The organism is Cupriavidus taiwanensis LMG 19424 (genome assembly GCF_000069785.1).
GTDB lineage: Bacteria > Pseudomonadota > Gammaproteobacteria > Burkholderiales > Burkholderiaceae > Cupriavidus > Cupriavidus taiwanensis.
Genome location: NC_010528.1, coordinates 1,488,679 through 1,511,149, shown reverse-complemented (window position 1 = coordinate 1,511,149; position 22,471 = coordinate 1,488,679). Strand labels below are relative to the sequence as shown.

Sequence of the window (22,471 nt, the reverse complement as noted above, 5' to 3'; positions counted from 1 at the left end):
CGCCGGCCCTCACCCCCGCCCCTCCCCGCAATCAGGAGAGGCTAAACCGCCAGAAGTCGGTTCCCCTGGCGCGGAGCCTTACCCCACCCACTTCCTCGCATTGCGGAACATCCGCATCCACGGGCTGCCGCCGTCGGCGACCTGCTTCCATGCGTCCGGCGCCCAGCTCATGGTCGCGGCGCGGAAGACGCGCTCGGGGTGCGGCATCAGCACAGTGAAGCGGCCGTCGACGGTGGTCACCGAGGTGATGCCGTCCGGCGAGCCGTTCGGGTTGAGCGGATAGGTCTGCGTGACCGCGCCGTAGTTGTCGACAAAGCGCAGCGCCACATGGGCCTGGTCGATATTGCCCTGCTGCGAGAAGTCGGCAAACCCTTCGCCGTGCGCGACCACGATGGGGATGCGGCTGCCTTCCATGCCGGCGAAAAAGATCGACGGCGACGACTGCACTTCCACGGTCACGTAGCGCGCTTCGTACTGCTCTGACTGGTTGCGCGTGAACTTCGGCCACGCGCCGGCGCCCGGGATGATCGGGGCCAGGTTGCTCATCATCTGGCAGCCGTTGCACACGCCCAGCGCGAAGGTGTCCTGGCGATTGAAGAAGGCCGCGAACTGTTCGGCCATCTGCGCATTGAACAGGATGGTCTTGGCCCAGCCCTCGCCCGCGCCCAGCACGTCGCCGTAGCTGAAGCCGCCGCAGGCGACGAAGCCCTTGAAGTCAGCCAGGTTGGCGCGCCCGGCGATCAGGTCGCTCATGTGCACGTCGTGCGTGTCGAAGCCGGCGCGGTCCATGCTGTACGCCATCTCGATCTGCGAGTTGACGCCCTGCTCGCGCAGGATCGCCACGCGCGGACGCGCGCCAGTGGCGATGAACGGTGCAGCGATGTCTTCGGCCGGATCGAAGGTCAGCACCGGGCTGATGCCGGGGTCGGCGGCGTCGAGCAGGCGGTCGTATTCGCTGTCGGCGCAGGCGGGGTTGTCGCGCAGGCGCGCGATGCGCCAGCTGACTTCGCTCCAGTTGCGCTGCAGGTCGGTACGCGAGGCGCCGAACACCTTCTTGGCGTCGCGATAGATTTCGACCTGGTCGGTGGTGTTGGGCTTGCCCACCACATGGCTGCATGCGGACAGCCCCGCTTCGCGCAGCACCGCGAACACGGCGTCGCGGTCCTCCATGCGCACCTGCACCACCGCGCCCAGCTCTTCCGCGAACAGCGCGCGCAGGGTCTGGTCGTTGCGGCGCTCGGCGATCTGCTGGGCCCAGTTCTTGGCGTCGCCGTAGTCCTGCTCCTGCTGCGGATCGAGCGCCAGCATGTCGACGTTCAGCGACACGCCGCAGTGGCCGGCAAACGCCATTTCGGCCAGCGTCGCCATGAAGCCGCCGTCGGAACGGTCGTGGTAGGCCAGCAGCTTGCCCTCGCGGTTCAGGCGCTGGATCACGTTGAAGAAGTTCTTCAGGTCTTCTGCATTGTCGACGTCCGGCGCGCTGTCGCCCACCTGCTGCGTCACCTGCGCCAGGATGCTGCCGGCCATGCGGTTCTTGCCGCGGCCCAGGTCGACGGCGATCAGCACGCTGTCGCCGGCGTCGGTGCGCAGTTGCGGCGTCAGCGTGCGGTTGACGTCGTCCACCGCGGCAAAGGCCGAGATGATCAGCGATACCGGCGCGACCACTTCCTTGTCGACACCGTTGTCCTGCCACTTGGTGCGCATCGACAGCGAATCCTTGCCCACCGGGATGCTGATGCCCAGCGCCGGGCACAGCTCCATGCCGACGGCATGCACGGTGTCGTACAGCTTCGCATCTTCACCTTCGACGCCGCAAGCAGCCATCCAGTTGGCAGACAGCTTGACCTTGCCCAGGTCCTTGACCGGCGCGGCCGCCAGGTTGGTCAGCGCCTCGCCGATTGCCATGCGGCCGGAGGCCGGGGCATCGATCACGGCCAGCGGCGTGCGCTCGCCCATGGTCATCGCCTCGCCCGCGGTGCCCTTGTAGTCCAGCGTGGTCACGGCCACGTCGGCCACCGGCACCTGCCATGGGCCAACCATCTGGTCGCGCGCGTTCATGCCGCCCACGGTGCGGTCGCCGATGCTGATCAGGAACGATTTGTTGGCCACGGTCGGGTGGCGCAGCACGTCGCGCACGGCCTGCTCCAGGCTGATGCCGGTCACGTCGACGGCCGGCAGCGGCTGCTCGACGCGCTTGACGTCGCGGTGCATGCGCGGCGGCTTGCCCAGCAGCACGTCCATCGGCATGTTGACCGCGTAGTGTTCCTTGAGCGCGGCGTCGACGCTGGCGTCGACCAGCTGCAGCTGCTTCTCTTCGGTGGCGATGCCGACCACGGCGAACGGCGAACGCTCGCGCTCGCACATGGCCTGGAACTGCGGGAAGCTGTCCGGCGCGATCGCCAGCACATAGCGCTCCTGCGACTCGTTGCACCAGATTTCCGCCGGCGACAGGCCCGACTCTTCCAGGTGCACCTGGCGCAGGTCGAAGCGCGCGCCGCGGCCGGCGCCGTCGACCAGTTCCGGGAAGGCGTTGGAGATGCCGCCCGCGCCGACGTCGTGGATCGACAGGATCGGGTTGGCATCGCCGAGCTGCCAGCAGGCGTTGATCACTTCCTGCGCGCGGCGCTCCATCTCGGGGTTGCCGCGCTGGACCGAATCGAAGTCCAGGTCGGCGGTGTTGGTGCCGGTCGCCATCGAGCTCGCGGCGCCGCCGCCCATGCCGATGCGCATGCCCGGGCCGCCCAGCTGGATCAGCAGCGTGCCGGCCGGCAGCGGGTTCTTGTGCGTGTGCGAGGCATCGATATTGCCGATGCCGCCGGCGATCATGATCGGCTTGTGGTAGCCGCGCACGGTACCGCCGACGTTCTGCTCGTAGACGCGGAAGTAGCCGCCCAGGTTGGCGCGGCCGAATTCGTTGTTGAACGCGGCGCCGCCCAGCGGGCCGTCGATCATGATCTGCAGCGGCGAAGCGATGCGATCCGGCTTGCCGGTCACGCCGGGCTTGTCGTCGGGGTTGCGGTGCGCCACCGGCTGGGCCGCGTCGCGGTCGTTTTCCCAGGACTCCACCGCATCGGGCAGCATCAGGTTGGACACCGTGAAGCCCGTCAGGCCGGCCTTGGGCTTGGCGCCGCGGCCGGTCGCGCCTTCGTCGCGGATTTCACCGCCGGCGCCGGTGGAGGCGCCCGGGAACGGCGAGATCGCGGTCGGGTGGTTGTGCGTCTCCACCTTCATCAGCGTGTGCGTCAGCGCCTCGTGGCGGCCGTACTTGTGGTCGGTGCCGCGCGGGAACCAGCGCTCGGCCACGTCGCCTTCCATCACCGCCGAGTTGTCCGAGTAGGCCACGATCGAGCCCTGCGGATTGAGCTGGTGCGTGTTGCGGATCATCGCGAACAGCGACTTGTCCTGCTGCACGCCGTCGATGGTCCAGGTGGCGTTGAAGATCTTGTGGCGGCAGTGCTCGCTGTTGGCCTGCGCGAACATCATCAGCTCGACGTCGGTCGGGTTGCGCTCCAGCTTTGCATAGGCGTCGACCAGGTAGTCGATCTCGTCCTCGGACAGCGCCAGGCCCATCTCGACGTTGGCGGCGGCCAGCGCGCTGCGCCCGGCCGAGATGTCGATAAAGCGCAGCGGCTTGGCCGGCAGCTCCTGGAACAGGCCGGCGGCATCGTCACGCGACGCGACCACGGTCTCGGTCATGCGGTCGAACAGGTGCGCGGCGACGGCGGCGCGGGTGTCCGCGTCCAGCGACTTGCGGCCGCGCAGCAGGCCCTTCTTGCAGATCACGGTGATCTCGATGCCGCGCTCGATGCGGTGGATATGCGTCAGGCCGCAGTTATGGGCGATGTCGGTGGCCTTGCTGGCCCACGGCGAAATCGTGCCGAAACGCGGGATCACCACGAAGCGGTCGCCCTCGGGCTGCTCGGCGAACGGTGCGCCATAGGTCAGCAGCGCCGCCACGCGCGACTGGTCGTCGGCCGACAGCGGCGTCTGCGCGTCAACAAAATGCAGGAACTGGCCATGCACGGACTCGATATCGGCATCGATCTGCCGCAGAGCGGTGAGCAGGCGTTGCTGACGGAAGGCGGAAAGCGCCAAAGCGCCGGGGAAGCACGAGAAATGCGCCATGATCGTAGCGGTCAGGGAGGCGTGGAGGTAAAGCCTGTAGGGGCCTAGGGGCTGCTGCATGCTCGGCACCGCTGCATGGGGTGCCGGCTGGCGGGAAACCGCTATTGTACCTTGCCGGCACCCGCTTTTTGCACTGCGACATCACGGGCCCGCTGTGTCAGCCCCGATCGTGATAACGCTTATGCATCACTTTCAGGCGCTGCGAGGGTCAGAGTGACGTTGCCGACCGCGCCGCCTGCTCATACAGCCCGGTCAGCACGCGCATCAGCCGGGCCAGTTCGCCGATTTCGGCATTCTCCTCACTGCCCGCGGTGAAATTGCTGGTCAGGCATTGCTCGCGGATCTCGCGGTAGCGCGAACACGCCTCGGCACCAGCCTCGGTGGTCGAGTACGTCGCCTCCTTGCCCACCCGCTCTCCGCTGACCAGTCCCAGCCCCTGCAGCTTCTTCAGCGCATAGGTAACCAGGTGTGTGTCTTCCACGTTGAGCACGAAACAGATATCGGCCAGTCGCTTGGGCCGGCCGCGGTGGTTGACGTGGTGCAGGACCAGCACGTCCAGGAAGGTCAGGTCGCGTACGCCGGCGGCGCCCATGCAGCGCACCACCCAGCGGCTGTAGGCGTTGTAGGCCGTGTTCAGGCCGAACTCGAATTCCGACAACTCGGGGCTGCGCACCGACACCAGGTGCGACGACGACACGATATTCGCGCCGGCGGCACGCGACAGGGTGGTTGCGGGCCTGCCGGCGGCGGCTTCGGCGGCCCCGGCAGCGTGCGCGCTTTCGGCGGACTTGGGTGACATGGAGAAGATTCCTTTCAATGGCGGCCGGTGTTTGCGGCATCCGGGGGGCGATTATTGCAGGGTCCCAGCCGGGGGCAGCCGCCTGTGGCATGACAGTTTATCGGTGAATTACCACGAATAAAACGACATTTCGGCCGGCCAGCCCGCCTGCGATACCCGACAGCCTGATGGCGTTCCAGAACGCTTCTCAGACCGGCCGAAGACGCTATACTGTATATCCATACAGTATCCATCCGAGCCCCCGATGTCGCCCGAACCTGCAAACTGCCCCCTCTGCGGCGCTGCTGCCGAGCGCACGCGCGCCGCGCCCCGCGGCTATCTCTACCTCTGCCCCGCTTGCGGCCCCTATCACATCAGCCGTAGTGCCCTGGCTTGCCGCCAGGACATTCCCGCGTCCGCCCGGAGCGATGTCCGGCTGCTGCGCGCCTATGGCCACCAGCCGCAGATCGAGGTCTGCCGCGACGGCGTGCGTATCGTGCCAGGGCGGAGGTAAGCATGGGCAACAGCAAACGGGCCGCCGGCTGCCATCTGCCGGCTGCAGCGCCCGAATACCTGGCGCCGGGGGCGAACGGCATCCTCGCGCAGGTGCAGGGGCACCATGTCGCCGCCGCGCTGCAGGCGCTGCCGCGCGCCACGGCGGAGGCGCCCAACCACCATGAGGTCCTGGTCGAGGCCGGCCATCTCGGCACGGTCCGGCTCTTTATCGTGAAGAAGCTCGCGCGCCATAACCGGCACAGCCACTATTATTGGTCTGCCTACCGCGCGGAACCCGCCTGAGGCAGGCTCGATGCGGAAGCATCAAGACGTGATGCATTGCTGCCACGCTACCTCCTGAGTGGGGATATGCTATGGCGAGCGCGGCGCGGGAATATCGCACTGCCGGATGCGTTCACCCATTCGGCTTCGACCGCCCGCTACACGTAGCGGGCGCTTTTTTGCCCGGATCCGGGAGGCAATATGCAAGCGCGAATCATTCGCGTTACACCGCTCGACGCCGGCTGGGCGCTGGACACCGAGAGCATGCCGCAACCGCAACGGTTCCCGACGCTCGAGGACGCGATCTCGGCGGGGTGGGCACAGGCCATGCGGGAGAACGGCGAACTGCATATCCATCGCCACGACGGTGGCCTGCGCCTGCGCGCGACCGTCGGTCCCGAGGAATCGCACGGCTGACAGCGCGGCCTGTCGCCTGCCCTGCGCAGCCTCCCGATGACCGCTACAGCACTTGCTGTCACGGGCGCTGTCATCGCGCCTCTGCGCGTCCATGACCCTGGCGCTCAGGGGCCGGGCCCACAATCGCGTAAGATATTTCTGGACGAGGGGCATAGACGGGTTCGCACAATCCTGCCGGAGTACACATGCGACTTGCTGAATTCATCTTGCGCGACATGAGCCGCATCCTGACGGAATGGGAGGCGTTTGCCGCCACCATCATGCCGGCCGCAAGACACATGGATGCACCGGCCCTGCGCGATCACGCGCAGCAGATCCTGCATGCCGTCGTCAAGGATTTGTCGACGCCGCAAACGCGCCACGTCCAGCGCGAGAAGTCGATGGGGCGGTTGCCCCACCCGCCCGGCGCTCCGGCAACCGCGGCCCAGACCCACGCGCTGCTGCGGGCACGCCATGGCTTCAACATCAACCAGATGGTCAGCGAATACCGGGCCCTGCGTGCCAGCGTGCTGCGGCTGTGGATCGATGACGGCCAACCGGGGCCATCGGATTTCGACGACATGATCCGCTTCAACGAGGCCATCGACCAGGCCGTCACGGAATCCGTCGGGTATTTCGATGCGCAGGTCGAGCAGGCGCGCAACCTGCTGCTCGGCATGCTGGGGCACGACATGCGCAGCCCGCTGCAAACCATCCAGACCACCGCCCAGTTCCTGGCCGCGCTGAACGCCGGGGATAAGGTGTCGGAAGCCGCGACCCGGCTGATCCGCAGCGGCGCCCGCATGAATGCGCTGCTGGACGACCTGTGCGATTTCAACCGGACCAAGCTTGGCCTGGGCATCAACATCGCGCCCGCCGCGATCGACCTGGCACAGGTGTTTGGCGATGCCGTGGACCAGCTGCGCGCCGCCCACCCCGGCCACCGCATCGAATTCACCGCCCATGGCAACCTGAAGGGCGCCTGGGACGGCGCGCGGCTGCAGCAGCTGCTTTCCAACCTGGTGACCAATGCGGTCACGTACGGCGCGGCGGACACGCCGGTCCGGGTTGTCGTGAGCGGCGACGATGCGGAGGTCCGTGCCGCGGTCTGGAACAGCGGCCCGCCGATCGATCCGCAAACGATGAGCCAGATCTTCGACCCGCTCAAGCGAGGCGACGATCCGGACGACAAGAACGCCCCCGGCCTGGGGCTCGGGCTGTATATCGCGAGCGAAATCGCCAAGGCCCACCACGGCTTGATCGAAGCCCGCTCCGATGCCGCCGGCACCGTGTTCGAGGTAAGGCTGCCGCGCCAGCCCTAGCCGGCGGCGCTACCAGCGGCCTGCGGGCCGTCACATTGAGGCCATCCCTACCTGTCGCCTTGCAGGGCTTCTTGCTACCCTTGAGGTTCCCGGGCCGCCCCGCCGCGCGCGCCTCCGCCTCCCATTTGCAGACCCATGCCCCTGATGCTTCCCGACCTCGATACCCTCAACGCCCGCCTGCGCGAGGGCACCACCAGCCGCGCCCAGATCGTGGAGCAGGCCGCGGCCCGCGCGGCCACGCCGGCGGCCGAGGCCGTATTCCTGCACAGCACCTTCGACGCCGCCGCCCAGGTGGCACGCGCCGCGGATGCCGCCAGCCGTGCCGGCAAGGCGCTGCATCCGCTGGCGGGCCTGCCGGTTTCGGTCAAGGACCTGTATGACGTGGCCGGCGAGATCACCCGTGCCGCCTCGGTGGTGCGCGCCGATGCCGCGCCGGCCGCCGCCGACGCGCCCGTGGTGGCGCGGTTGCGCGCGGCCGGGGCAGCGCTGATCGGCCGCACCAACATGACCGAGTTCGCGTTCTCGGGCGTAGGCATCAATCCCCATTACGGCACGCCCGCCAATCCGGCCGGCGGCGAAGGGCCCGGTCGCATCCCGGGCGGGTCGTCGTCCGGCGCCGCGGTATCGGTGGCGCTGGGGCTGGCGGTGGCCGCGCTGGGCAGCGACACCGGCGGCTCGATCCGCATCCCGGCCGCGCTGTGCGGCATTACCGGGTTCAAGCCCACCGCGCGGCGCGTGCCGCTGGCCGGCGCCTTCCCGCTGTCGTACACGCTGGACACCGCCTGCGCCATGGCGCGCACGGTCAGCGACTGCATCGCGGTGGACAGCGTGATCGCCGACAGCGCGGTGCTGCCGCGCGTGACCGACGCCGCCGCGACGCGGCTGGCGATCCCCCGCCAGCTGCTGCTGGACGATCTCGACCCCGTGGTGGCGCGCGCCTTCGACCGCGCCCTGGGCCGGCTGTCGGCCGCCGGCGTGCGGCTGGAGCATGTTGACCTGCCCGAACTCGGCGAACTTGCCGCGCTGAACGCGCACGGCGGCTTCAGCGCGGCCGAGGCCTATGCCATCCACCGCCACACGCTGGCTGCCCGCCGCGACCGCTACGACCCGCGCGTGGCGTCGCGCATCGACCGCGGCGCTGGCATCAGCGCCGCCGACTATATCGACCTGGGCCGCGCGCGGCTGGACTGGATCGCCCGCATGGAAGCGCGGCTGGACGGTTTCGACGCGGTGGTCTGCCCGACCGTGCCGATGGTGGCGCCCGAGATCGCGCCGCTGCGCACCGATGACGCGCACTTCTTCCGCGTCAATGCCCTGCTGTTGCGCAATACCTCCGCCTTCAATTTCTTCGACGGCTGTTCGGTATCGATGCCCTGCCACGCGCCGGACGAGCTGCCGGTGGGCCTGATGCTGTCGCACGGGCCGATGCGCGACGCCAGCCTGCTCGGCACGGCCCTTGCATTGGAACGGATCGTGCAGCCCATCGTGCAGCCCTCGGCGCGCGACGACTGAGCCCGCCGCCGCGCCGTTGATCTTGCGCCGCGCGCGTCCGGGAGCCGGGCCTGCGCGTGGCACCAGGTAGTACGCAACCCGCTGTACAACCGCGCCCCCGCGCGCACACCAGGAGAGATCGAGATGCGAGTCAAGGCAATGATCGCGGCCACGCTGATGCTGGCCGCCGTGGCGGCACAGGCGGAGACCAAGTGGGACCTGCCCACCGGCTATCCCGTCGCCAACCTGCACACCGAGAACCTGCAGCAGATGGCCAGCGACGTCGACAAGGCCACCGGCGGCAAGCTCAAGATCGTGCTGCATCCGAACGGGTCGCTGCTCAAGGCCAACGAAATCAAGCGCGGCGTGCAGACCGGCCAGGTGCAGATGGGCGAGATCCTGATGTCGCTGCTGGCCAACGAGAACCCGGTGTTCGGTGTCGACGCGGTGCCGTTCCTGGCCACCAGCTATGCCGATGCCTACCGGCTGTGGCAGGCCTCGCGCCCGGTCACGGAGAAGGTGCTGGACAAGCAGGGGCTGAAGCTGCTGTACGCGGTGGCCTGGCCGCCCCAGGGCATCTATGCCAACAAGCCGATCAACTCGGCCGCCGACATGAAGGGCCTGAAGTGGCGCGCCTACAATCCCGCCACCTCGCGCATCGCCGAGCTGGTCGGCGCGCAGCCGGTCACGATCCAGGCCGCCGACCTGGCGCAGGCGCTGGCCACCGGCACCGTCAACTCCTTCATGTCGTCGGGGGCGACCGGCGTCGACACCAAGGTGTGGGAGAGCGTGAAGTACTTCTATGCCGTCGATGCCTGGCTGCCCAAGAACATGCTGGTGGTCAGCAAGAAGGCCTTCGCGGCGCTGGACAAGCCCACCCAGGACGCGCTGCTCAAGGCCGTCGCCGACGCCGAGAAGCGCGGCTGGCAGGTGTCCGAGCAAAAGACCCGTGAATACCTCGCCACGCTGGCCAAGAACGGCATGACGGTGCAGCCACCGTCGCCGCAGCTCAAGGCCGACATGCAGAAGCTCGGCCAGACCATGGTCGACGACTGGGCCAAGAGCGCGGGCCCTGACGGCAAGGCCATCCTCGACGCTTACCGCAAGTAGGCCCGCGGACCCGCGCCCACCGATCTCCAGCGCCCTGCATCGCCGCCGCGCCGGCTGTCATGCGGGGCGCCCCTTCCCATCTTGCGCCGCCCATCATGCCAACTGCCCCCTCCTCCAAGCGCTGGCTCGACCGCCTGCTGGACCTGTTCGCCACGCTCGGCGCGCTATGCATCCTCGCCGTCTGCGTGATCATGATCCTGATGTCGCTGTCGCGCGAAACCTCGGTGATCTTCAAGGGCGGCGACGATATCGTTGCCTGGCTGTGCGCCGCCTCCGCCTTCCTGGTGCTCGGGCAGACCTTCCAGCATGGCGGCATCGTGCGCGTGGAGATGCTGCTGTCGGCGCTCGGCCCGCGCCGGCGCTGGCTGCTGGAACTGGTCTCGCTGACCGTGTGCCTGGTGTTTGCCGCCTACGCGGCGTGGGCGCTGGGCACCTTTGCGTGGCAGAGCTGGGAGATCGGCGATGTCTCGCAGGGCCAGATCGTGATTCCGTTGTGGATACCGCAGAGCTTCGCGGTGCTGGGCTGTACCGGCTTCCTGCTGGCGGTCGCGGATGAATGGCTGCGCGTGGTGCGCCGGCAGAAGCCGCGCTACCAGCTGGCCCAGGAAGCCAAGCTTGCCGCCGGCGATTTCGGGGAGACGGTCTGATGAGCACTGTCGTGGTTGCACTGATCCTGCTGCTGGTACTGATCGTCTTCCTCGCGCTGGGCGCGTGGATTCCCGTGGCCATCGCGGTCACGTCGTGGGTCGGGCTGGTGATATTCTCCGACCGCGAGGCGATGGTCAGCCTGGCCAATGCCTGGTGGTCATCGAGCGCCTCGTACACGCTGGCATCGCTGCCGCTGTTCGTGTGGATGGGCGAGATCCTGTTCCGCACCCGGCTGTCGGAGCAGATGTTCAGCGGGCTGTCGCCATGGCTGAGCTGGCTCCCCGGGCGGCTGATGCACGTCAACATCCTGGGCTGCGGCATCTTCGGCTCGGTGTCGGGCTCGTCGGCGGCCACCTGCGCCACCATCGCCAAGTCGGCCCTGCCCGAACTGACGCGGCGCGGCTACGACGAGCGCGTGACGCTGGGCTCGCTGTCGTGCGCCGGCACGCTCGGCATCCTGATCCCGCCGTCGATCACGATGGTCGTGTACGCGGTCTCGGCGGACGTGTCGATCATCCGCGTATTCCTGGCGGGCTTTATCCCGGGGTTGCTGCTGATGCTGCTGTTCTCCGGCTATATCGTGGTGTGGGCGCTGGCCAACCCCGACAAGACCCCGGCGTCGGAGCGCTTCGACTGGCACGCCCGGCTGGCCTCGGTCCGGCAGTTGCTGCCGTGCATCGCGCTGATCGCCTTCATCACCTGGATCATGGTGACCGGCTATGCCACCGCGACCGAGGCCGCCGCCTATGGCGTGGTCGCGTCGCTGGCACTGGCCTGGGCCGGGGGCTCGCTGACGCGCGCGGCATTCTGGGACAGCCTGATGTCGGCCACGCGCCTGACCGCGATGATCATGTTCGTGCTGGGCGCAACCTCGTTCCTGTCGGTGACCATGAGCTTTACCGGCATCCCGCGCGCGCTGGCCGAGTGGGTGGCCGCGCTGCAGCTGTCGCCGTGGGCGCTGATCGCGGTGCTGACGGTGATCTACATCGTGCTGGGCACGGCGCTGGACGGCATCTCGATGATCGCCCTCACCACTGCCACGGTGCTGCCGATGGTGCAGGCGGCCGGCTTCGACCTGGTCTGGTTCGGCATCTTCATCGTGCTGCTGGTGGAGATTGCCGAAGTGACGCCGCCGGTCGGCTTCAACCTGTTCGTTTTGCAGAGCATGACGGGCAAGGACAGCAATTACATCGCGCGGGTCTCGCTGCCGTTCTTCATGATGATGGTGGTGGCGATCGCCATCGTCACGATCTGGCCCGCCGTGGTGACCTGGCTCCCCGACATGGTCATGCAGCAGGAGGTCAGGTAGCCACGGCAACGGACTCGCGTGGAGGGTTCCAGACCGATGCATGTGATCGTCATCGGCGCCGGCGCGATCGGCGTCAGTTCCGCGTGGTACCTGCGGCAGGCCGGCTTCGACGTGACCGTGCTCGAGCGCCGCGGCGCGCCGGCGCAGGAAGCCAGCTTCGGCAATGCCGGCGTGATCGCGCCCGGCTACGTCACGCCCTGGGCCGCGCCGGGCATGCCGGCCAAGATCCTGCGCACGCTCTTCGCGCGCGAGGCGCCGGTGCTGTTCCGCCCCGCCGCCGACCCGGCCATGTGGCGCTGGATCGCGCGCTGGCTGCGCGAATGCCGGCTCGAGCGCTACCGCGCCAACAAGCTGCGCATGCAGCGGCTGGCGTTCTACAGCCGCGCCTGCCTGCACCGGCTGCGCAGCGAGCTGGACATCGACTACGAGCAGTCGCAGGGATACCTGCAGCTGTTCCGCACCGCGCGCGACCTGGATCTGGCCAGCCCCGCCATCGCCCTGCTGCGCGAGAACCACGTGCCGCACCGGCTGGTCAGCGCCGGCGAATGCCGCCAGATCGAACCGGGCCTGGCCGCGGACACGCCGCTGGCCGGCGGACTGCATCTGCCCGAGGATGAATCCGGCAACTGCCCGATGTTCGTGCGCGCGCTGCACCGGCATGCGCAGGCCGCGGGCGTGTCGTTCCGCTTCGACACCAGGGTGACGCGCATCCGGCCGGGCCACGCCGGCAAGCTGGAGCTGGAACTGTCCCAGCCCGGCGGCCAGGGTGCGGCCGAGGTGCTGAGCGCCGAGCGCGTGCTGCTTGCCGCCGGCGCCGACAGTGCCGCACTGCTGCGCCCGCTGGGCTTGCGCGTGCCGCTGTATCCGGTCAAGGGCTATTCGGTGACGGTAATGATCCGCGACGAGCTGCAGGCCCCGCTGGGGGCGCTGATGGACGAATCGTACAAGGTCGCCATGACGCGCATGGGCAACCGGCTGCGCGTGGCCGGCACGGCGGAGCTGGGCTCGCGCCGGCTCGACCTGCGCCCCGCCGCGCTGAACACGCTGGTCAAGGTGGCGCGCGACTGGTTTCCGGCGGCAGGCAACTACCACGAGGCCACGCAATGGGCCGGCGCGCGGCCGATGCTGCCCGACGGCCCGCCGCTGATCGGACCCACCGCCGTGCCCGGACTGTTCCTGAACCTCGGCCATGGTTCGACGGGCTGGGCGATGAGCTGCGGATCAGGCAAGATTGCGGCTGACCAGATCGCCGCCAGCGCTGGCGCCAGCCACGGCGGCCCCGACATCGACATGGAAGGCCTGCTGCCGGATCGCTACGGGCTGGGGCCGTCCGGATAAGCCCGACATGACACCCTCTGCCGCCACCGTCCTCACACCCGCCGCCCATGGTGAAGGCTGGCTTGCCCTGGATGCCGCCGCACCGCGCCCGGTGCCGCTCTACGACGTGGCCGCCATCCGCCGCATCGAGCGCGCCGCGCTGGCGCAGCTGCCGGCCTTCACGCTGATGTCGCGCGCGGGCGCCGCGGCGGCGCGCTGGCTCGCCTGCCATGCGCCCGGCGGACCGCTGTTGTTCCTGGCGGGTCCTGGCAACAACGGCGGCGATGCGCTGGTCGCCGCCACGCTGCTGCACCGTGCCGGCCGCGCGGTGCAGGTGTGGCTGGCGGCCGATCCGCAGCGCCTGCCCGCCGATGCCGCGACCGCATGGCAGCAGGCGCAGGCCGCGGCCGTGCCGCTGCGCGCGATGGCGCAGAGGGATGCCTCGCATGACGCGCCCTGGCCCGCCGACACCACCGCGATCGTCGACGGCCTGCTGGGCATCGGCCTGAACCGCCCCGCCGACGGCCCCATGGCGTGGTGGATCGCGCAACTCAATCGCAGCGGGCTGCCCGTGTTTGCGCTGGACATTCCCAGCGGGCTGTCCGCCGACACCGGCGCGGGCGCGCCGGCAGTGCGGGCGCAGCGCACGCTGACCTTCATTGCCGCCAAGCCCGGCCTGCTCACGCTCGACGGGCGCGACTGCGCCGGCGCGGTCGACATCGCGCCGATCGGCCTGGACGATCTCCAGCACGAAACGCCGCAAGGCCTGGTGAATGGCCCGGCGCTCTTCGGTGCCGCGCTGCCCCGGCGCCGGCACGCCAGCAACAAGGGGACGCACGGCTCGCTCGCCGTCATCGGCGGCAACGTGGGCATGACCGGCGCGCCGCTGCTTGGTGCCCGGGCCGCGCAATGGCTCGGCGCGGGCAAGGTGCATATCGGCTTCCTGGCGCAGCCGGCACCGCTGCTCGATCCGCTGCATCCGGAACTGATGCTGCATGCGGTCGACACGCTGGCGCACACGTCGATGTCGGCGCTGGTGATCGGCCCGGGCCTGGGCACCGATGCCAACGCCCGCCAGCAGTTCGCACGGCTGCTGCAGGCCACGACGCTGCCGCTGGTGCTGGATGCCGATGCGCTGAACCTGCTGGCGTCAGACCCGGCACTGGCCGGCACCCTGGCCACGCGCGGCGCGGCCACCGTGATGACGCCGCACCCGCTCGAAGCCGCGCGGCTGATGGGCGTGCCGGTGGCCGAGATCCAGCGCGACCGGCCCGCCGCCGCGGCGGCGCTGGCCGCGCAATGGCGGGCCGTGGTGGTGCTGAAGGGCTCGGGCAGCGTGATTGCCGCTCCCGACGGCAGCCCCTGGACGTTGAACCCGACCGGCAACGCGGCGCTGGCCAGCGCCGGCACCGGCGACGTGCTGGCCGGCATGCTGGGCGCGCTGCTGGCGCAAGGCATGGCGCCGCTGGCCGCGGCGCAGGCGGCGGTGTGGATCCACGGCCGTGCCGCCGATGTGCTGGTCGCACAGGGCACAGGCCCGGCAGGCGTCACGGCAAGCGAGCTGTATGCGCCGGCGCGCGCCATATTCAACCAGTTGCTGAGCGCGGCGAACGCGTGAAGCGCGCGTTCGCGCGCATACCGGCGGCGCGGGCCGCACCTGCCGTCAGACAACGACCGATACCCGTGCGGTGCCGCGGCTGTTATGTTGCAAGTGGTAACGATATGGCGCCGCCGCGAGGCCCGATGCCGCGATGGCGGCGATATACTTACCGCTCCGTCTTGCAAGCCGGCAACGTCACGCGGCTCGCGCCCCCGCAACCCCGCTAGTCCTGCACGCTAGTCCTGCATGCCCACTGACCTTCACGCCTGGAATGCCCTGCTGCGGCACCATGACACCCTTCGCGACGCCCAGATGCGCGACTGGTTCGATCGCGAAGGCGCACAGCGCGTCGCACAATGCTCGCTGGAAGCCGCTGGCCTCTATCTGGATTACTCGAAGAACCGCATCACGCCGCAAACCATGAGCCTGCTGATGCAGCTGGCGGCAGAGGCCGGCGTCACGCGGCGCCGCGATGCGATGTTCGCGGGCGAGCATATCAACACCACCGAAGACCGCGCGGTCCTGCACGTGGCGCTGCGCGCGCCCGCCGGCGCCGCCTTCAAGGTCGATGGCGAAGCGGTCGTGCCGGCCATCCATCAGGTGCTGGCACGCATGCGCGACTTCTCCGCACGGGTGCGCAGCGGCGCCTGGAAGGGCGCGACCGGCGAGCGCATCACCGATGTCATCAATATCGGCATCGGCGGCTCCGACCTGGGACCGCGCATGGTGTGCCGCGCACTGTCGCACCTGGCCGATGCCGACGGCCATGCCGCGCCGCGCATGCACTTCGTCTCCAACGTCGACGGCACCGACCTGGCCGAGACCCTGGTGCGGCTGGACCCGCAGCGGACCCTGGTGATCGTCTGCTCCAAGACCTTCACCACGCTCGAGACCATGGCCAACGCGCGCAGCGCGCGCGCCTGGTTTGTCGCCAGCGGCGTGGCCGAGCAGGACCTGGCCAAGCATTTCGTCGCGGTCTCGACCAATACCGAGGCGGTGCGCGAATTCGGCATCGACCCGGCCAATATGTTCGAGTTCTGGGACTGGATCGGCGGGCGTTTTTCGCTGTGGTCGTCGGTCGGCCTGTCGATCACGCTGGCGGTCGGCTTCGATGCCTTTTCCGACCTGCTCGCCGGCGGGCACGCGATGGACGAGCATTTCCGCACCGCGCCGCTGGAGCGCAACATGCCGGTGATCCTCGGCATGCTGGGGGTCTGGTACCGCAATTTCTGGAACCTGCCGACCAGCTGCATGGCGCCCTACTCGACCTCGCTGGAGCTGTTTCCCGCCTTCCTGCAGCAGCTGGAGATGGAAAGCAACGGCAAGTCCGTGCAGCTCGATGGGCAGCGCATCCGCACGCATACCTCGCCGGTGGTGTGGGGCACGGCCGGCACCAACGGCCAGCACGCCTACTTCCAGCAGATCCACCAGGGCTCGCAGGTGGTGCCGGTGGATTTTGTCGCGCCGCTGGTGCCGCCGCGCCGCCTGCCCGGCCATCACGCCAAGCTGCTGGCCAATTGCTTCGCGCAGGCCGAGGCGCTGATGCGCGGGCGCAGCGCCGACGAGCTGCGCGCCAGCGGCCTGAAGGACGAGGTGCGCATTGCGCATATGGTGTTCGACGGCAACCGCCCCAGCAACACGCTGCTGATGGAGGACCTGACGCCCAATGTGCTGGGCGCACTGATTGCGTTGTACGAGCACCGCACCTTCGTGCAGGGCGTGGTGTGGCGGATCAACTCGTTCGACCAGTGGGGCGTTGAGCTCGGCAAGATCCTGGCGCGCCCGATCGAGGCCGAACTGACCGGCACGGCCACCGGCCAGCACGATGCCTCCACCGCCGCGCTGATCGCGCGTGCCCGCGCGGTGCTGAAGGCGGGCGCGGCCAGCTAGCCGTCAGATCAGACCTCGGCGCCGATCCATTCGTCGCTGGCCACGCGACCGGCGTCGATGGTCAGCACGCGCCCGCAGCGCGACGCCACCGAGCGGTCGTGGGTGACCAGCACCAGCGTGGAGCCGGCGTCGCGGTTCAGTTCGAACATCAGCGCAATCACCGCTTCGCCGGTGGCGGTATCGAGGCTGCCGGTCGGTTCATCGGCAAACAGGATGTCGGGGCGCGCCACGAAGGCCCGCGCCAGTGCCACGCGCTGCTGCTCGCCACCCGACAGCGTGCGCGGGTAGTGGCCCAGGCGCGCGCCCAGGCCCACGCGCTGCAGCATGTCGACGGCGCGCTCGCGCACTTGCGCTGTTTCGCCACGCAGCTCCAGCGGCAGCATCACATTCTCCAGCGCGGTCAGGTGGCCCACCAGCTGGAACGACTGGAACACAAAGCCGACATGCCGGCCGCGCACCGCGGCACGCTGGTCCTCGTCCAGCGCGTACAGGTCCTGGCCGTGCAGCCGCACCGTGCCGGCGCTGGGCAGGTCCAGGCCGGCCAGCAGCCCCAGCAGCGTCGACTTGCCGGATCCGGACGCGCCCACGATGGCGAGCGTTTCGCCCGGCGTGACGGAAAAGGTCACGTCGTGCAAAATCGTCAGCGAACCAGTCGTGTCGGCTACGGTCTTTCCAAGGGATTCGACTGCAAGAATGGAAGAAGACATGGATATAGGGATCCGAGGGAAAAGGCGCAGGCTGCTGCTGGCAGCCGGCATGGCGCTGGCGATTCCGGTCGCGGCCCAGGCCCAGGCAAAGCCCGCGGCCCAGGCCACCGCCCCGGCGTTGCTGGTGCTGGGCGACAGCTTGTCGGCCGAATACGGCATCGCGCGCGGCGCGGGCTGGGTCACGCTGCTGCAGGACCGGCTGCGGCAGGAGCGGTTCGATTATAGCGTCGTCAATGCCAGCATCAGCGGCGAGACCACCATCGGCGGCAAGACCCGCCTGCCCGACCTGCTGTCGCGGCACCGTCCGGCCATCGTGGTGATCGAACTGGGCGCCAACGATGCGCTGCGCGGCTTGCCGCTGCACACCACCGAGGCCAACCTGCGCAACATTGTCACCACGGCGCAGAAGGCCGGCGCGAGCGTATTGCTGATCGGCATGCGCATCCCGCCTAACTATGGCCAGGACTACACCGAGAAGTTCGTGTCGCTGTATCCCAGGCTGGCGGGGGAATACAAGGTGCGGCTGGTGCCGTTCTTCCTCGACCAGGTGATTGCGCGGCAGGATTGGTTCCAGCCGGACCGTATTCACCCGACTGCCGCGGCACAGCCGGCGTTGCTGGATACGGTGTGGCCGCAGCTCAAGCCGCTGCTCAAGCGCGGCGTTGGGAAGTGACTATAAATGGGTTATTCGGGGCAGTGGCTCGTTGAACCTTTGGGGTGATGCGGATTGTTTGTTGGTCGTGCTTGGTGGGTGCGGCTTTGTGCTTGGCGGGCGCTGCTGTTTCGCCGGCGTAGCCGGCGACCTCCTTTCTGTCCGAGCGACAGAAAGGAGGCAAAGAGCGCGTCGCCTGGGCGGCTGGCCAAGGCGGTGTTGGTGGTTCTGGCGGTGGTGACTTGCGGTCGTGATGGTGGTGGTTCGACCCTGCTGACGCTACCGGGAGGTGCCTGGCGTTCGGGGGCGGATGGACGAACCCGACTTTAGGTCGGTGGCAGCCTGCCTATCACGTTATTGGTGGGACGCCTTCGGCTGCGCTGCGCGCGCTCCCTATCTCAGGCCTTGCGCACTGGCACGGAGTGCGTCGCTGCGCTCGCACGCGTTGTCGCGGGCGAGCCCAAAGGATTTTCGCCTCCAGCTGGTTTTCTCCCCTCTCCCGCTTGCGGGAGAGGGGCGGGGGAGAGGGCCGGCGCATCGACGAAGTCAAGCAACAATCCCGCGCACTCATCATCCCTTGCAATGCGGCGATTAACCACAAAAAAACCCCTGCCACATTGGCAGGGGTTCTTGTTTCCGGCGTGCCCGGCGTGGCGCGGGGCGGCGCGGATTACTCGGCGCCTTGCCCTTGCGTCGCGCCTGCGGGGGCCAGCATCTTGACCTTGGCGCGGGCCTTCAGGCTTTCATAGAAGGCCTGCAGGTCGCTCTGGCCGGCCAGCTGCGCCAGTTGCTGTGCCGCGGCCTGGCGCTGGGCCGGATTGGCCTGTGCCGGCTGGCTGACCTTGGTGATGCGATAGACCGCGTAGCCCTGCGCACCCAGGTCCACACCCACCAGCGCCGGCAGCTTGGCGGCATCGGCGCGCATTACGGCTTCCACTGCCTGCGGCGTCATGCCGTCGGCCTTGGTGCGCGATACCGTCTGCACCGGGCCAAAGCCCTCGGCGCTGTCGGCCTGCTTCAGCGCGGCCAGGCGGGCCTCGCCATCCTTGCGCGCCAGCGCCGCGGCCTGCTGCGCGATATAGCCTTCGCGCACCTGGGCTTCGACTTCCTCGAACTTGCGCACGGTCGCCGGGCGGTACGCGACGATGCGGGCGGCCACCAGCGTGTTCGGCGCAACCTGCACGGCTTCGGTGTTGCGCTTGTTCTTGATGGCGTCGTCGCTGAACAGCGCCTTGAGAAGCTTCTCGTTGTTCAGCGGGCTCTGCGCGCCCAGCGCCGGATTCGGCTGGCGCGTGACCTTGTCGGCGGTCTGGATGGTCAGCTTGAACTTGTCGGCGGCGGGCTTGAGGCTGTCGGCCTGCTCGTAGACGGTATTGCCGAAGGCATCGGCCTGCTCGGCAAACTTCTTGTCGGCGAACTGCTTGCGCAGTTCGGCTTCCAGCTCGGTGCGCACGGCCTCCAGCGGCCGCGTTTCCGCGGGCTTGGTGCCGGTCAGCTTGATGATGTGGTAGCCGAAGTCGGTTTCGACCACGTCGCTGATCTGGCCTTCCTTGAGCGCGTACATGGCGTCCTCGAACGGCTTGACCAGCGCGCCGCGGCCCATGAAGCCAAGGTCGCCGCCCTTCTCGGCCGAGCCCGGGTCTTGCGAGTTCTTGCGCGCCACGTCGGCGAAGGTGTCCGGATGCTTGCGCACCTCTTCCAGCAGCTTGGTGGCCTTGTCCTTGGCGGCCTGGCGCTGCGCGGCCGGCGCATCCTTCGGCGCGCTGATCAGGATATGGCTGGCGCGGCGCTGCTCGTCGACGCGGAAGCGCGCGATATTGCTTTCGTAGTACGACTTCAGCTCTTCCGGCGTCACCGCCTGCGACGCCGCCAGGGCCTCGCCCGACAGCACCAGGTATTCCACCTTGGCCTGCTCCGGCACCGAGAAGTCCTGCTGGTGGCTGTCATAGTAAGCCTTCAGCGCGGCGGCATCGGGCTGGACCTTGGCGGTGTAGCCGGCCGGCTTGAACAGCAGCGCCTGCACGTCGCGCTGCTGGTCGCGCGCCGCCATCAGTCGCTCGATCAGCGACTTCGGCACGAACGCCGTCGCGGCAACCGATGCGCCCAGCTGCTGCATGGCCAGCTCGAAGCGCATGCGCGCATCGAACTGTTCGGGCGTCATGCCCTGCGACTGCAGCAGCTGCAGGTAGGCCTTATCGTCGATCTTGCCGTCCTTGCCCCGCGGCAGCTGCGCGATCGCCGGCAGGCTGCTGATTTCTTCGAGCAGCTTGGCATCCGACACCGTCAGGTGTTCGCTGGCCACCGCATTGGCCATCACGCGTTGCTGGATCAGCTGCTCGAGCACGGCCTTGCGTGCCTCGGGACCCTCGAACTGGCGCGGATCATAGTTGGCGCCCAGGATCTGGCGCGCGCGCTCGCTCTGGTCGCGCACGACGTTGTCGACCTCCTGCACGCTGATGGCCCGGCCGTCGACCTTGGCGGCATCGTGCGAGCTGTCCATGAAGCGCGAATAGCTTTCCACGCCGAAGAACACGAACGACGGGAAAACAAGCACCAGCAGCAGCAAGAGCATCAGGCGCCGGTTGTTGCGTACGAAATCAAGCATGCGGATTCGGGTAGTGGATTGGCACGAAAGACAAACTCCACGATTCTATCAGGAGCCGGCGGGCAAGCGCCCTTTGTGCAGGGTGGCGAACATGAGCCACAAATGAAAAACGCCCGCGATTGCGGGCGCTTCTTGGTACTGGCGGAGTGGACGGGACTCGAACCCGCGACCCCCGGCGTGACAGGCCGGTATTCTAACCGACTGAACTACCACTCCTGTGTCGGTGCCTGCTGCAGCCTGCTTTCGTACCTGCGCCGCAGCAAAGAGGCCGAACTATAGCGCATGTTCCCGTACCAGCGCAAGACGGGGACACGTTTAAATTTGGTCTCGAAGCGGGCCTCCATCACCTTAGCTGCAGCCAATCACGCGAAGGATCCGTGGCTGGTCCCTCGTGACTAGTGTCATCCCGCTGTCACTTGCGCCCCGCACAATCGCCCTCGTTCGGCCTTCCGCGCCACTCGCATGGCCCCGCCGGCGGTTTTGCGGCGCACCGCACCAACGGTTGTCCTTGACACCCGTTTTTTTGCGGCTTGAATGAAAACGTTTTCATTTTCTTCCGCACAAACTTCAGGCACCAACTCCTGCACTGATCCCGATTCCTGCCTAATGCCCCGCAATGCCACCGCCCTCGCCGCTCCGCCCGCGCCATCCAATGGCGCGACTCTGGTGAATGTCGCCAGGGCCGCGGGCGTGTCGCTGGCGACCGCCTCGCGCGTGTTCAGCAATCCGGAGATGGTCCGCCAGGATACCGCCGGGCGCGTATTGCAGGCGGCGGGCGAGCTTGGCTTCCGCCCCAACCTGCTGGGTGCCAAGCTCCGGGCCCAGCGCTCGCGCATCGTGGGGGTCATGCTGCCGACGCTCGAGAATGCCGTGTTTGCCGAATGCTGGCGCGGCATCGAGGAGGCGGCGCTGGCCCAAGGCTATTCGCTGATGCTGGTGACCAGCCGCTACGACCCGGCCCGCGAACGCGAGCGGATTGAATATCTGCTGCGTCACCGCGTCGACGGCATGGTGCTGACGGTGGCCGATGCCGCCCGCAGCGCGGTGCTGGAACAGCTGGATGCCGAAGGCGTGCCCTATGTCCTGGCGTACAACCAGGCAGCGCGCCGGGGCAAACGCTATTCGGTATCGGTGGACAACCGCGTCAGCGCGCGCGCCGGCGTCGAGACGCTGATCGCTGCCGGGCATCGGCGCATCTCGGTGGTGTCGGGCGCCTTCGTCGCGTCGGACCGCGCCAGGCAGCGCCACATGGGTTACCAGGACGCGATGCGCGCGCATGGCCTGCAGCCCTTGCCGCCGCTGTCCCTGCCAGCGCATACGCCGACGCACACGCCGGCGGAGGTCGAGCGCATCCGGCAATTCGTCACAGCGCCATCCGCGCCCACCGCGCTGTTTTGCACCAACGACATGCTGGCGATCGGCGTGATTTCGATCCTGAAGCGCCTGGGGCTGTCCGTGCCCGGCGATGTATCCGTGCTCGGCTACGACGGCATCGAACTCGGCCAGTTGCTGGAACCGCCGCTGTCCACCGTGGCGCAGCCCAACAACGAGATCGGTGCCCGTGCGCTGGGCTGCCTGCTGGCACGGCTCGCGCCCGCCAGCGCCGGGGCCGCGCCTGCCCCCCGCTTGCCCCGCGCGACGCTGCTGCCGCACGCGCTGCGCGAAGGCGCTACCGTGGGGCCGCCGGCTTAGCGGCACAGCAACCGAAGCAGCGCCGATATCGCCTCGTCCTACGCCGTTTTCC

16 protein-coding genes and 1 tRNA gene are annotated in these 22,471 nt (G+C 68.5%); 12 read left to right on the top strand and 5 right to left on the bottom strand.

From position 1 onward, the window contains the following. Positions 1–78 precede the first annotated feature (78 nt). Together purL and RALTA_RS06950 are read right to left on the bottom strand one after the other, a co-directional pair. A complete protein-coding gene (purL, locus tag RALTA_RS06955; RefSeq protein WP_012352725.1) occupies positions 79–4,125 on the bottom strand; it encodes a phosphoribosylformylglycinamidine synthase in 4,047 nt (1,348 codons plus the stop codon). A 208-nt stretch (positions 4,126–4,333) separates the two neighbouring features. Further along, complete coding sequence (locus RALTA_RS06950) at positions 4,334–4,924, bottom strand: winged helix DNA-binding protein (protein WP_012352724.1); 591 nt, start codon at positions 4,922–4,924, stop codon at positions 4,334–4,336. A gap of 495 nt (positions 4,925–5,419) precedes the next feature. Here RALTA_RS06950 and RALTA_RS06945 point away from each other — a divergent pair, with 495 nt between their 5' ends. The 10 genes from RALTA_RS06945 (at position 5,420) to pgi (ending at position 16,763) form a co-directional block, all read left to right on the top strand. Next, positions 5,420–5,701 (top strand): hypothetical protein, encoded by a 282-nt coding sequence (locus tag RALTA_RS06945; RefSeq protein ID WP_012352722.1) that lies wholly within the window; start codon positions 5,420–5,422, stop codon positions 5,699–5,701. Positions 5,702–5,881: 180 nt separating this feature from the next. After that, positions 5,882–6,097 (top strand): DUF2188 domain-containing protein, encoded by a 216-nt coding sequence (locus RALTA_RS06940; RefSeq protein ID WP_012352721.1) that lies wholly within the window; start codon positions 5,882–5,884, stop codon positions 6,095–6,097. A 185-nt stretch (positions 6,098–6,282) separates the two neighbouring features. Further along, positions 6,283–7,398, top strand: a complete 1,116-nt coding sequence (locus tag RALTA_RS06935) for a sensor histidine kinase (RefSeq protein WP_012352720.1) — start codon at positions 6,283–6,285, stop codon at positions 7,396–7,398. A 135-nt stretch (positions 7,399–7,533) separates the two neighbouring features. Further along, positions 7,534–8,910, top strand: coding sequence for an amidase (locus tag RALTA_RS06930; protein WP_012352719.1), 1,377 nt, complete (start codon positions 7,534–7,536; stop codon positions 8,908–8,910). A 123-nt stretch (positions 8,911–9,033) separates the two neighbouring features. Beyond that, entirely contained in the window at positions 9,034–9,999 is a 966-nt protein-coding gene (locus RALTA_RS06925) for a TRAP transporter substrate-binding protein (protein ID WP_012352718.1), read from the top strand. Between the two features lie 95 nt (positions 10,000–10,094). Next, on the top strand, positions 10,095–10,646 hold the full coding sequence (locus tag RALTA_RS06920) for a TRAP transporter small permease subunit (RefSeq protein ID WP_012352717.1): 552 nt from the start codon (positions 10,095–10,097) through the stop codon (positions 10,644–10,646). Continuing rightward, positions 10,646–11,956: a TRAP transporter large permease gene (locus RALTA_RS06915; protein ID WP_012352716.1), complete on the top strand. Its 1,311-nt coding sequence runs from the start codon at positions 10,646–10,648 to the stop codon at positions 11,954–11,956. The genes RALTA_RS06920 and RALTA_RS06915 overlap by 1 nt, the downstream gene beginning before the upstream one ends. A gap of 36 nt (positions 11,957–11,992) precedes the next feature. Continuing rightward, the gene (locus RALTA_RS06910) at positions 11,993–13,294 is read left to right on the top strand and encodes a D-amino acid dehydrogenase (RefSeq protein ID WP_012352715.1); all 1,302 of its coding nucleotides are present in this window, start codon (positions 11,993–11,995) and stop codon (positions 13,292–13,294) included. Between the two features lie 7 nt (positions 13,295–13,301). Next, the gene (locus RALTA_RS06905) at positions 13,302–14,891 is read left to right on the top strand and encodes a bifunctional ADP-dependent NAD(P)H-hydrate dehydratase/NAD(P)H-hydrate epimerase (RefSeq protein WP_012352714.1); all 1,590 of its coding nucleotides are present in this window, start codon (positions 13,302–13,304) and stop codon (positions 14,889–14,891) included. Positions 14,892–15,119: 228 nt separating this feature from the next. Beyond that, complete coding sequence (gene pgi / locus RALTA_RS06900) at positions 15,120–16,763, top strand: glucose-6-phosphate isomerase (protein ID WP_012352713.1); 1,644 nt, start codon at positions 15,120–15,122, stop codon at positions 16,761–16,763. A gap of 8 nt (positions 16,764–16,771) precedes the next feature. On the opposite strand, the gene RALTA_RS06895 is transcribed toward pgi, so the two are convergent. Then, entirely contained in the window at positions 16,772–17,470 is a 699-nt protein-coding gene (locus RALTA_RS06895; protein ID WP_012352712.1) for an ABC transporter ATP-binding protein, read from the bottom strand. On the opposite strand from RALTA_RS06895, the gene RALTA_RS06890 reads away from it, so the two are divergent. Continuing rightward, positions 17,469–18,143, top strand: coding sequence for an arylesterase (locus RALTA_RS06890; RefSeq protein ID WP_012352711.1), 675 nt, complete (start codon positions 17,469–17,471; stop codon positions 18,141–18,143). The two genes, RALTA_RS06895 and RALTA_RS06890, sit on opposite strands and share 2 nt — an antisense overlap. 649 nt (positions 18,144–18,792) lie before the next feature. On the opposite strand, the gene RALTA_RS06885 is transcribed toward RALTA_RS06890, so the two are convergent. Beyond that, positions 18,793–20,727: a SurA N-terminal domain-containing protein gene (locus tag RALTA_RS06885; protein ID WP_012352710.1), complete on the bottom strand. Its 1,935-nt coding sequence runs from the start codon at positions 20,725–20,727 to the stop codon at positions 18,793–18,795. A 139-nt stretch (positions 20,728–20,866) separates the two neighbouring features. Then, a tRNA-Asp gene (locus RALTA_RS06880) sits at positions 20,867–20,943 on the bottom strand. A 390-nt stretch (positions 20,944–21,333) separates the two neighbouring features. Between RALTA_RS06880 and RALTA_RS06875 the strand changes: the two genes are divergently transcribed. Continuing rightward, positions 21,334–22,419: a LacI family DNA-binding transcriptional regulator gene (locus tag RALTA_RS06875; protein WP_012352709.1), complete on the top strand. Its 1,086-nt coding sequence runs from the start codon at positions 21,334–21,336 to the stop codon at positions 22,417–22,419. Positions 22,420–22,471: the final 52 nt, after the last annotated feature.